The sequence below is a fragment of the Aureimonas phyllosphaerae genome (genome assembly GCF_047943035.1).
Classification (GTDB): domain Bacteria; phylum Pseudomonadota; class Alphaproteobacteria; order Rhizobiales; family Rhizobiaceae; genus Aureimonas; species Aureimonas phyllosphaerae.
Map to the genome: position 1 here is coordinate 546,343 of NZ_CP181348.1, position 11,540 is coordinate 557,882.

General features: G+C 66.2%; 9 protein-coding genes. 6 read left to right on the top strand and 3 right to left on the bottom strand.

The genetic code is table 11. From position 1 onward, the window contains the following. Nucleotides 1–890: 890 nt before the first annotated feature. The 3 genes from ACLNGM_RS02460 to ACLNGM_RS02470 all read right to left on the bottom strand — a co-directional run bounded on the left by ACLNGM_RS02460 (nucleotide 891) and on the right by ACLNGM_RS02470 (nucleotide 7,824). Nucleotides 891–4,679: a S8 family serine peptidase gene (locus ACLNGM_RS02460; RefSeq protein ID WP_416357039.1), complete on the bottom strand. Its 3,789-nt coding sequence runs from the start codon at nucleotides 4,677–4,679 to the stop codon at nucleotides 891–893. A gap of 218 nt (nucleotides 4,680–4,897) precedes the next feature. Next, nucleotides 4,898–6,406, bottom strand: a complete 1,509-nt coding sequence (locus tag ACLNGM_RS02465; protein ID WP_416357040.1) for a lipopolysaccharide biosynthesis protein — start codon at nucleotides 6,404–6,406, stop codon at nucleotides 4,898–4,900. A 404-nt stretch (nucleotides 6,407–6,810) separates the two neighbouring features. Next, the gene (locus ACLNGM_RS02470; protein WP_416357041.1) at nucleotides 6,811–7,824 is read right to left on the bottom strand and encodes an acyltransferase family protein; all 1,014 of its coding nucleotides are present in this window, start codon (nucleotides 7,822–7,824) and stop codon (nucleotides 6,811–6,813) included. A gap of 428 nt (nucleotides 7,825–8,252) precedes the next feature. Here ACLNGM_RS02470 and ACLNGM_RS02475 point away from each other — a divergent pair, with 428 nt between their 5' ends. The 6 genes from ACLNGM_RS02475 (at nucleotide 8,253) to ACLNGM_RS02500 (ending at nucleotide 11,442) form a co-directional block, all read left to right on the top strand. Further along, complete coding sequence (locus tag ACLNGM_RS02475; RefSeq protein WP_416357042.1) at nucleotides 8,253–8,384, top strand: hypothetical protein; 132 nt, start codon at nucleotides 8,253–8,255, stop codon at nucleotides 8,382–8,384. A 16-nt stretch (nucleotides 8,385–8,400) separates the two neighbouring features. Beyond that, nucleotides 8,401–8,943 (top strand): hypothetical protein, encoded by a 543-nt coding sequence (locus tag ACLNGM_RS02480; RefSeq protein WP_416357043.1) that lies wholly within the window; start codon nucleotides 8,401–8,403, stop codon nucleotides 8,941–8,943. Next, complete coding sequence (locus ACLNGM_RS02485; RefSeq protein WP_416357044.1) at nucleotides 8,940–9,119, top strand: KTSC domain-containing protein; 180 nt, start codon at nucleotides 8,940–8,942, stop codon at nucleotides 9,117–9,119. The genes ACLNGM_RS02480 and ACLNGM_RS02485 overlap by 4 nt, the downstream gene beginning before the upstream one ends. A gap of 126 nt (nucleotides 9,120–9,245) precedes the next feature. Continuing rightward, complete coding sequence (locus tag ACLNGM_RS02490; protein WP_416357045.1) at nucleotides 9,246–9,488, top strand: hypothetical protein; 243 nt, start codon at nucleotides 9,246–9,248, stop codon at nucleotides 9,486–9,488. A gap of 520 nt (nucleotides 9,489–10,008) precedes the next feature. After that, complete coding sequence (locus ACLNGM_RS02495; protein WP_416357046.1) at nucleotides 10,009–10,179, top strand: hypothetical protein; 171 nt, start codon at nucleotides 10,009–10,011, stop codon at nucleotides 10,177–10,179. A gap of 207 nt (nucleotides 10,180–10,386) precedes the next feature. Then, entirely contained in the window at nucleotides 10,387–11,442 is a 1,056-nt protein-coding gene (locus tag ACLNGM_RS02500) for a sulfotransferase (protein WP_416357047.1), read from the top strand. The last annotated feature ends 98 nt before the right edge of the window (nucleotides 11,443–11,540 follow it).

The following is an 11,540-nucleotide window of genomic DNA, read 5'->3' on the forward strand; positions in this document are numbered from 1 at the left end:
GCGATCGGACGCGAGAGCGCCTCGCCGCTCCATCGGACTCCGATCGGCGGCCGGCGGCCGCCGAACCCGCCCCGGCGATGCGCGACGGATCCGCAAGCGCGGCGCGTGGGGGCGCGGCCGCCGGACGGCCCAAACCCGATCGGCGGGCCGGCCGGCTTAAAGGGGCGCGCGCGGCGGACTGCTCGCGGGCAACCGGTAGGGGAAGTCCAGAAACGGGCATCGGGTTCCGCAGAGGTGGTTGAACAGCGGCAGACGCTTATAGCCGATGCTGCACACAACCTCCATGATGCTGTGACCGCTTGCAGGCCGAAGGTCCAGAAGGCTTAACCGGATCGTCGGATCGTTTTCCCGAAACCGAAAAACGGCCACTGCGCCGTTGGCCACTACAGGCACACGAAGCGTGTGGGCTCCGGACCGGAGGCGATAGGACCGCCGGGCGCTCCGCAAGGTGTTGGAATTGAGGGGCCCGGCCGCCTGGTCGAATACACGCCTATCCGCGTCGCGAGCCTGAGGCCCGGAGCATTTCCCGTGAAAGCCGAGTCGGCTGTCACGCCCGGATCATGCGGCAAAAGAGGAAAGCACATCCGGCGAACCCACGTTCGCCGGATGTGCTCCGGGCGGTCCGCACGAACAGGTGCCGCGCGTAAGGCCCGTGCCTTGTCGGTTTCCGGACGCTCGCCGGTCGAGATCATCCGCGAAGGCCTCGTCGGGGGCCCGCGGACCTGCGCCGGCCGATCGGCCGCCTCGCGGACGGCGTTCGAGACGGCACCCGGATCAGGAAAGCGCCGCCAGCGGAGGGATCCGTGGCGGCGCGTCCAGGTGTCGTTCATCCCGGTCGGGACCGGTGCCTCGCGCGGGGTCCCGCCCGGCGCCGATCCGTCCGGTGCGCCTCAGATCACCAGAATGTCCGAGCCCATCAGGTTGGCGCCGGAGCCCAGCGTTGCGATGGCGACGGCGCCGCCGGCCCGCCCGTCGTCGTCCCAGCTCAGCGTTCCCGTGCGGGCGTCGAACAGGAACTGCGCATGTCCGAGACTGGCGGACGTGCCGACCTGGAAGCGGTCCGCCGCGAGGGTGGTGGCGTGGGCGGGGGTCGACAGGCCGAAGTCCGCTCCCACGATCACTATGCGGTCGCCGTCCGCGCTACGGAAGTCCGTGACCTTATCGGCACCGCCGAGCGCGGTCTTGTCGAAGACGAACCAGTCCGCACCAGCGCCGCCCGTCAGGACGTCGCGACCCGCACCGCCGTGGAGCTGATCGTTGCCGGCACCGCCGGACAGCGTGTCGTTGCCCGCGCCGCCGATCAGGATGTTGTTCAGCTCGTTGCCGACGATCTTGTTGGCAAGCTCGTTGCCCGCACCGCGCACCGCCCCGTCCTTCAGGGTGAGGTTCTCGACGAAGCGGCCGAGCGTGTAGTCGACCGTGGCGATCACCGTGTCGACCGCACCATCGTCCGCGGCCTGGCCGAAGGTCTCGTCCACCACGTCGTTGATGTCGTCGACGAGATACTTGTCCGCGCCGGCGCCGCCCCGCATGACGTCGGCGCCGTTTCCACCGTCCAGCGTGTCGAGGCCCGAGCCGCCTTCCAGCGTGTCGTTGCCCGCGCCACCGCTCAGGCGGTCGTTGCCCTCGTCTCCGCGCAGGACGTCATGGCCGTTGCTGCCCACGATCGTGTCGTCGCCGGCGCCGCCGATCAGAACGTTGCCCAGGTCGTTGCCGACAATGCGGTTGTCCAGCTCGTTGCCGACGCCCTTCACGGCGTTGCCGGCAAGCGAGAGGGTCTCGACGAAGCGGCCGAGCGTGTAGTCGACCGATGCGACCACCATGTCGATGGAGCCGTCGTCTACCGCCTGACCGAAGGTCTCGTCGACGACGTCGCCGATGTGATCGACGAAATACTTGTCGGCTCCCGCACCGCCGCGAAGGAGATCCGCGCCCGCATTGCCGTCGAGCGTATCCTTGCCGTCGCCACCGTCGATCGTGTCGTTGCCGTCACCGCCGAGCAGCGTATCGTTGCCCGCACCGCCAACCAGGATGTTGTCGCGAGCGTTGCCAACGATCTTGTTGGCAAGGGCGTTGCCCGTGCCGGCGACGGCCGCGCCGGTCAGGCTCAGATGCTGGTCGAGGGCACCCAGCAGATGGTCGATGGCCGAAACCGTCTGCCGCTTGCCGGGCGCCGGGGCGGAGACGACCGGCGGCGCTTCCTCCTCCTCCTTGGGAGCCTCGATGGTGGGCGGCGTCGTCTCCTTCACCGGATTTTCCGGCGCCGACGGCTCGGTCGGCTCCGCGCCGGAGACGGGGGAGTCGTCCTTCGCGCTCTCCTCGCCGGGCGCGGCGGTGTCGGGAGACGTCGCATGGTCCGGCCCCGTCTTGACATCGTCGTCGATGAAGTCGAGCGCGGTGAGCGCTCGGCCGAGCTTGGTGAACTGGATGCCGATCTGCGAGCCGACCGATCCGACCCAGGCGAAGAGGTTCGAACTCACCCATTCGAAAACGAAGCTTGAATAGGAGTAGCCGCTGCCGCGAAGGTCGACCTTGTCCGTGCCCGTTGTGAAGTCCGTGATCGTGTCGCGGCCGAACTTGGCGCTGTCGTAGACGAAGACGTCGCTGCCCGCACCGCCCGTCAGGACGTCTTCGCCGCCGCCTCCGCTCAGCGTGTCGTCGCCGCGCCCACCCAGAAGCTCGTCATTGCCGTCACCCCCGTGAAGACTGTCGTTGCCATCCTCGCCGGACAGGCGGTTGGCTCCGGCATCGCCCATCAGCACGTCATCGAACTTCGATCCGATCACGGCCTGGATCGAGATCAGGGCATCGCCCTCGGCGTCTCCGCCGATCTGGAGCTGACGCTCCAGGCGCACGTCCACCCCCTGACCGGATGAGAGGTAGCTCGCCGTGTCGAAGCCGGCGCCGCCGTCCAACGTGTCGGCGCCGCCCAGCCCTTCCAGCTGGTCGTCGCCGCGCATGCCGACGAGGACGTTGTTGTGGGCGTTGCCCCTGAGCGTGTCGGCGCCGTCGCCGGTGACGGCGTTCTCCATCACCGTGCCGGCCGCGATCGTGAGCGTGCGCCCGCCGATCTTCGACGTCGCCCCCTCCGAGAGATCGATGACCGAGTTGGTGACGAGGCCCGAGGCGTTGATCCAGTCGACGCCGCCGTCGGCATCGTGCAGCATGGCACGGTCGCCGTCGGCGGCCGCGGCCTTCTGGAAATCGCTGGTGTAGTGATAGACGTCGTTGACGCCCTTGGCGCTGCCGAACGCATCGAATGCGAAGGCCGAGACCGAGCCCGTCGGGCCGCCGTTCGGATCGGAGATGCGGACCGTCCATTCACCCTTGGCGCTCTCGCCGCGCAAGGCGTCCGATCCGAAGATCCAGGACCAGTCCACCGCCTTCACGCCGGTTCCGCCGGCGCTCTGCACCACCGTCGTGGTGCCGTCCGGCGAGACGAGCTCGATCTGCAGGTCGGCGACATTGCCGTGGGTGAGGGTCAGCTTGAGATCGACATGCTCGAGCAGGATGTCGTCGTTGACAGAGAAGGTGAATTCGGTCGGCGCCTTGCCAATCGAGAGGTCCTGAAGCTTGCCGCCGGCAGAGACCTGGATCTCGTTCGCTGAGGTCTGGCTTTCGGCGAAGCGGTTCCACACTTCCGCGTAGCGCACCGCCTCGAAGAGGTCGACGCGGCCGTAGCCGACATCGTTGGAGTAGTGGAGGCCGCCGCCGTCGACATTGTCGGCGCCGTTGATCGTCCAGCCGAACTGCATCCGCCCGACCACCGAGCCGTCCAAGCCGGACTTGCCGGTATGGTCCGCGGTGATCGCCAGGATGTTCTGGACGTCGCGCCAGCCGAGCTTGTCGTTCGCGTCGAGCATCAGGTTGACGACGCCGGTCACGACCGGAGCCGCGGCTGAGGTGCCTCCGAACGAGGAGTTGTAGTTGGTGGCGTTGAAGCCGCTCAGCCCCATCGAGTCGGCGGTCGCCAGACCTCCGCCGCTGCCCGAGGACGGCGCGCTGACCAGGAGGCTCGCGCCGCGCGCGCTGTAGTCGGAAACGTCGCCGTCGCGTCCGACCGCGCCCACCGTGATCGTGTGCCGGCTCTGGCTGAAGGCCGAGCTGTTCGTCTCTTGGTGCTGCGAGGTCCAGTAGTTGCCCGCCGAGTTGACGAGGACGGTCCCGAGGCCCTCGCGCCCTTCAACCGCGCCCTTTTCGAGCGCGGACACGAAGGCCTTGCCGAAACTGCCGTCCGCGGTCGCGTTGTCCTCGTAACGCTTGCTCCAGCCCCACGACATGTTGACGGTGTCGAACCGGAAGGTCTCGTTCATCGCCGCGACGAGGTTGTTGCCGCCCGCGACGCCACCGAAGATGTCGACGCCCGTCAGCGACACGCCGTGCGAGACGCCGACGCCGCCGAGGCCGTTCACCTGGGCGGCCATGACACCCGCAACCGCCGTTCCGTGGAAGCCGGGACGAGCGCCGGGATCGGCGAGGACGCCGTTGATGCGGATCTCGTGGGTCGCATCGTAGCCGCCGGCCAGATCCTCGTGCTTCTTCTGCAAACCGTCGTCATAGACCGCCGAATGAATGCCGGCGCCCGTGTACTCGCTCCAGATCTTCTCGATGCTCCCCCCCAGGACACGCAGGTGCCATTGCTGGGAGTAAAGAGGATCAGTGATCGAGGTCGCGGCCATTCCATGCTCCACAACTAAAGACAATCTTCAGTCGAAGAAACCGCAGATACTTGAAGCTTTCTGTGCCAGAAACGCTACGACTTTAATGAATCTTGCATTTTCCTTACACCGCAGTGCGTCGCGGCTAACAAGCTGACTTGGCACTGGGCGTCCGGGACGAGATTTCGACGGCGGAGGGGCCCGGCGCACGCGTCATCATCCACCGCGGACGACGCTCGCTATTGCCAGCTTCGGGCCAGGTTCGAGAACGACGCCGCACCGATGGCGGCGAGCGCCCGAAGCCTTTCCCGGCCGGTGGTCGTGCAGAGGAGAACGGCCCCGAGCACGACGTAGGACGTCAGGGCGACGGAGGCGATCCACACGATCGCCGGCATGCCCAGATGCGCTTTGCCGGCAATCGACAGACCGAACGTGAGCGCCGCGGCCACGAAGACGGGGGCCTGGATGGACCATAGATCGCGGGCCGAAACCGGTCCCCGGCGGCCGACGAAGGCGAACAGGATCGGCGTCTGCAACAGGACGATGTTCAGCGCATAGCCGGCCGCGACCCCCGGCAGGCCCCAAGGCAGGCCGGCCACGAAGGAGAGGATGGTCATCGCCGAGCTGAGAAGGCTCCAGCGCAGGAGGTCGCGGGTGCGATGCTGCGTGACGAAGAGCCAGATCGTGGTGTGGACGAGCGGATTGCACAGGCCGGCGACCGACAGCCAGAAGAGAGCCGGTCCGGCCCCGTGCCACTGGTCGCCGAGAACCACGTCGATGAATTCGGGGGTTGTGAAGGCGAGCGCGCCGACCGCGGGCGCGATGGTCCAGATGGTGGCGGAGGCCACTAGGAGATAGCCCCGTTGATAGCGCTCCGGCTCGTTGCGGATCCGCCCAAGCAGCGGCTGCAGGACGCGCCCGATCGGTCCGTTCACATGACTGATCGGCAGGAGCACGAGCTTGTAGGAGAGATCGAAAAGGCCGAGCTTCGTCGCGCCGAAGACGGTCGCGATGATGACGTTGCCGACGTTCCGGGAGAGGTAGCGCAGGACGTCCGAGCCGGTGAGCTCCGCTCCGAAGCGGATGAGATGGCCGATCTGGGCGGACAGCACGGGGGAGCCCGGAACCCACCGGGTCGCGTTCCATGCCAGGAGGACCATCAGGACCGCGCCGGCCGTCGTCGACGCCAGCATCGCCCAATAGTTGGCGAACAGGAACGCCCCCGCGATGGCGGCGATCGACGTTCCAAAGGACACCGCGATCTCGATCATCGCGATGGCGCGGAACCGCAGATGTCGATTAAGAAGTCCGACGTGATGGATGCCGATCGAGGTCAGCATGACCGGGGTCGCCCAGAGCGCCAGAAGAGGCTCGACGCGCGGCTCTCCGTAGAACCTCGCCACGAAGGGTGCCGCGGCGACGAGCACCGCGCCCGTTGTGATCGCGATGGCGACGTTGACCCAGAAGATCCGGTTCACCTGCGCTTCGCTGACGCTATGCGCCTGGATCAGCGCCTGCTGGAGACCGAAATCCTGGAGGAGCGGCAGGATGCCGACGATCGGCATCACCATGGCGACCACGCCGAAATCGTCGGGCTTCAGGAGACGCGAGACGACGAGAAGCGTGGCGAATTGCAGCGTGATCTTGCAGATCTGGCTGACGGCGATGAAGGCCGTGCCGCTGATCGCGGTACGACGCAGATCGGCCGATGGTGCGCGATCCGACAGGTCCGTCTCGGCCTTGCTCAACGACTGCCGGCGTCCCGCATGCGGCGCACTCGATCCTTATGGATTTCGGAAGTTACGGGAAACAGTGCCGTCCGGCAAGGCGGCAGCCGTTTTGCGCCGTCCCGACCCCGCCACTTCCGACAGGTCGGTCGGCTTGGGACGGAAGCGCCGCCCCGGCCCCAGACCTGCAACGAGCCGGTTCCCAATCGTGCCAGTTGCTGCATTGCAAAATATCCTCAGCCTTCCGGAGGAGCAAACCAATTTGTTCGAAGGAGAATAAGTGGACTCTTCACGGCGTTCGGCCAAACACTTTGCCGGCGTACCCTATCCGTATATACCCGCCGATATTGCAAGCACGAACGATCTGCAACAGCTCGCGAACGCCCAATCAGGACCGCCGTCCGCCGCAGAGGTCCGGATCCGCGTCAGGCGGCGAGCCGGGTGGTGGAGCGTCGCAACGAGGGCGGCAGGGCACCGGACCATCTGCCGAGCGCGGTCAGGCAGGCACGGAGCATGCCGTAGGCGCGTGATTCGAGCCATTGCGCCGACACGTAGGCCGCCGCCAGCGACGAGACGATGGCCGCGAGCAAGGCCATGGCGGGCGGTGCCCCGAGTTCGTCCGCGGCGATCATCGCGGAGCCGCCGACGTGGTAATGCAGCAGATAGAGCGGATAGGTCATGATGCCGAGCAGCCGGATCGTCGGGCCGGCCTTCGGCGCGAGACGCACGATGGCCGGATTGAACCGCACGCTGGTCGCCATCGGCAGGACCATCGCCAACCACCACAGGAAGGGAACGAGCGGCTGGTCGCCCAGACCATAGCTGGGCCGTTCCGCGACGAGCGTCGCATCGATCTGGAACCAGGCCGTAGCGACGCAGAGGGCGCAGAGCAGGAGGCGCCCGGTGGTCGCGCCGAGCCGGCTGATCAGCCAGATGGCGAGGCCGGGGGCGAAGTAGCAGCCGTGCTGGAGGAGTAGAAGCTGCGTGATCCGTCCGGCCGTATCGGCCACGGTGCCGGAGGCGACCACCAGCCAATAGAGCGCGCTGACGCCGACCAGCACCCAGCCGAGGAGTTGGACGCGGCGGAACGAATCCGCCAGGAGCAGAAACGCGATCGCGGCGTAGAAGACGACTTCGATCCCCAGCGTCCAAATCTGTCCGGCGATCCAGGGACCCTTCGGCGCCAGAACCGCCGTCTTGGCCGCCAGCCAGACGACATTGGCGATCGGGCTTCCCCATGCGACGAGCGCGATCGCGCAGACCGGAATGCTGATCCAAAGGGCGGGGGCAAGCCGAAGCACCCGGCTGCGAACGAATCTCGCCACCGACGCGCCTTTGCTGGAGAAGGCGATCACGAAGCCAGACAGCACGAAGAAGACCTGGACGCCCACCCATCCGAACCACGAGACGGACCACCACGGCTGGAGGGATGACGCCACATCCATCTGCTCCCCGATCGCATAGTTCGCTATCGATCAGGCCTTGAAGCCGAGATGGTAGAAAAGCACCGCCATGGCAGCGATGAAACGGATGATGTCCAATTCGTAGACTGTCTTCGACACAGGCTGGGCAGGCGCATCAGACGGTCTGGTCAAAACGGCAACCTCGCGTCACGTCGATGTGATGCTTACTGTTTGGCTAAGGGGTTCTTGTCAACCGACCGTGCTCCGCCGGTCTCGATGATCGGCCACTCCGGTGCCGGCGTTCGAACGGCTCGGGCTTCGCGACGCGATCTCGAAAAGAGGACATCGGGAGCCAGGATTTTATGGACAATTCTCGACACCTGGGGAGGTCGTTCGAAATCAATTCGCGTAACAATGATCGGATCAGAAGAGATCCATCGTTCCCACTTGCTTGGACGCACGAGATGAGCCGCACCATCCATAGGCCGACTTCCATCGACCAAAGGCTTTACGAGGAGAGCAATTGGGACCAGAAGTACGACGACCGCGAACATACTCCGCGCCTTTTCGTGCCAAACCAGATCGAGCAGGAGTGACGCATCCCCCCGGCTCGTGCGGGTCTACGAAACGGCCAAGCAGCTCTTCCTCACGGTGGAGAACCGCCCGCTTCCCGCGACGATCGTGAAGGGCCTGTCGGACGACAAGGGGCACCTCCTCGTGACCGTATCGGGGGCGGGCTGGCAGGCCTTCCTGGCCCCGTTCTTCCAGCTCGTCTGGCGGGCGGAGAACGAAAAGCCCGATGCCGTCTCGTTCGAGATGTCTGCGCCGAATATATCCTGGATCTCGCCTCGAGCGGGCGCACGGCGCATCGGACAGGCGCCCTGTTCGTACGCACCACCGGCAGGTGGCTACGGCCCTTTTCCAGACGCCGGCCGGAAAGCCTTGGACGCGACATCCAACTCGGTCCGCGAAAGTCCCAGGTTTCGTCGTCGTTCTTCCTGCGGGCATACGCCCTTCACGGCCGGCGGACACGATCCGGCAACTGCATCGAATTTTAGATTTCCCTCTGACGGCTCGTCAGCACCCGTCGCCTATCATGATCGCATCGATAAACGGGGTCCGCCATGCTTCCCATCGCCGTTCGATCTCGCATGATCAAATCGATCTATTTCAGCCCGGAAGACGGCCGTCTTCGGCTTTGCCTGTCCAGCGGCGAGGAGCGCGTCTTTACCGACGTCTCGGTCGAAGCGGTGACCGAACTGGTCGAAGCCCCCTCGCCCGGACATCACTACGTTCAGAACTTCCGACACCAGCAACGGCGCGCCGCCTGACAGCGGCTCGTTTCACGAACGGTATCGTCGAGCCCGCTCGATCGATGCCTCGCGACGTCGTCATCGCTTCGCTAGGGGCCGACACGATCGTCGCCTTGCGGGAAGCCACCCTTACCGAGCCACGTCATGTTGCTGAAATCTCATCTGCGCCCGGTCGCTCCGTGGGAGACATGGTTCGCCTGGTTCCCGGTGATGGCGTTCACCGGCGACGCCCAGCGGCCCTATCGCCGGGTCTGGCTGGCGGACATCTGCCGCCGGCGCCACCACAGGGGAGACTGGCAGTACAAACTCCTGCTTGATCCCGCCTCAGGCTCCGAACTGCAGCCACAGGACGAAAGCCGTGAGCCACAGGATGGTGGAAAGGGCTAGCCCCGTGGCCAAGCCCCTGGCCGGCCCCCTCGCCGCTCGGTGCTGGCGGCGCTGGTGAATCTGCTTGGCTGATCTCGCGTGATGGATTGCCTGCGTCATGCGAACCTCCTGTCATAGAAATCACAAATTTCGAAAGAGGTTGCCTCTGCCATCCAGCTGGCCGAAGCTTTATAATGACTTGCCGGACGTAAGAGCCGGCAAGGATCGGGGGCGGTACGCCGATGACGCTCGGCAGGGCCGGCCCGCCGTCTTGTTCGCGACAAGGACCTATGGTTTACGCTCCGCAAGGTTCACGCTAGTGAGCGGTCGGCAAACCGAAGGGGGCACCGTGCGAGTTGAACTGTTGGGCGTTCTATGCGTTCTCGCGCTCTCGGGTTGCCAGATCGCGAGCAGCACCCATGAGGAACTCGGCGAGCCACCGGTTCGCCCCGCGCTGCCCCAGGTGGCCGCCCCGAGCGAGCCACCGCCTCCGGCCGCTACACCTTCCGACCCCGCGGACGCGCCGGCGTTCGAAGCGCCAGTGTTCGAGAATACCAAGGGCGAGAACCGGATGCTGCCGACGATGAAGGCGCTGTCGATCGTCGATCTCGATCCGATCCGCGACGCGCTGCTCCCCTCCAGGCAGGCGACCGCTGCCACCGTGCCCGTTTCGCCCGCCCCGGCCTTGGCCCCGACGGTCGGCTTCTACTGAGATCGCGACTCGGCCGAGAGGCTTTCAGCCCCAGGCCAGCGGAAGAGACGGCAGGGGGCCGCGCCCGTCATGGGACGCAGGGCTCGGAAGCCGCCGGTCCCCGCATCGCCCTTTGAAAAAGCCCTCGCGGGCCTTTCATCGCCGCTGGAAAGATGCATGCTCGGCGCGAGAGCCCAGCCCGCTTTCAGCGAAACGAAAAGGGGCGTCATGCCGGAATCCGACGGCCACGGTCGCGGCACGCAGTTCATCACGGTCCTCTACGTCAATCGCTCGGGATCGACGCTTTTCTCGCGACTTGTTAGCGAGCGTTTTCCCGGAGCGTGCATGTTCCCGGAACTGTCGTTCCCGCTTCATCTACTGGCCCTTCGCTCGCGCGGACACAGCGTGACCGGCCAGGCGCTGCATGAGCTGATCCGGCGCGATCCGCGGATCGAGGCGCTCGGCATTCCGGACGCCGAACTGAAGGCCGTCTGCGAGACCAATTCGTCCGACGACCTCGGCGCCCTCTTCGACGCCCTGGCGGGCGCCATGCGGGGCGGGCGCCCTCATCGCGTCGTGCTGTTCAAGCTGGAAACACTGCTTGGGATGGCCGGCGCGCTCGTCAACGCCTTTCCCGGCATCAAGTTCATCCATGTCGTGCGCGATCCCCGCGCGGTGGCGAGTTCGATGCTCCGCACGCCCGTGCCCGAAAAGCCGGGCTTCGACATGGCGCGGGGAAGCGCGGTGCACGCGGCGCGACACTGGCGCCGCTACATCCGGCAGGTCGAGACGCTGGCCGGGTCCGCCCCGGTCCTGACGATCGGCTACGAGTCGCTCGGCGCCGACTTGCCCACGGTAGCCGCCCGGCTGGAGGCCTATCTCAACCTGTCAGCCGAGGAGCCGGACGCGGCGCAGCGCTTGAACGCCTATGCCACCGCCGCCATCGACGCCAAGCTTCACCAGAACATCCACAAGCCCTTCATGCGCGACCGGGTTGACGGCTGGTCCGACGAGCTGTCGCCGCGCGACGTCTTCGTCATCGAGATGATCTGCCAAGCGGAAATGGCCGGGCTCGGCTACGAACCCGCCCGGCCCAGGATCGGCAATCGGCGGGTGGCGATGGCGTGGGCGCAGGCGCGCCACATGACGGCGACGATTCGGCACGCCGTCCTGACGCTGCGGCATTATATGAGACGCGAGGACGCGCTTCAGGCCCTAAAGCAGCGGGCACGACTGGCCCTCGCCCAGCGCATATCCAGGAAGGCGGCACCGAAGAACCTTTGAAGGCGGAGCGGTTTCGCGCTTCTAGTCCAAGGCGCCGAAGCGGGCGACGATCGATGCGATCGACCGTGTCCCGGAACGGATCTGGCGACGGCCGCCCG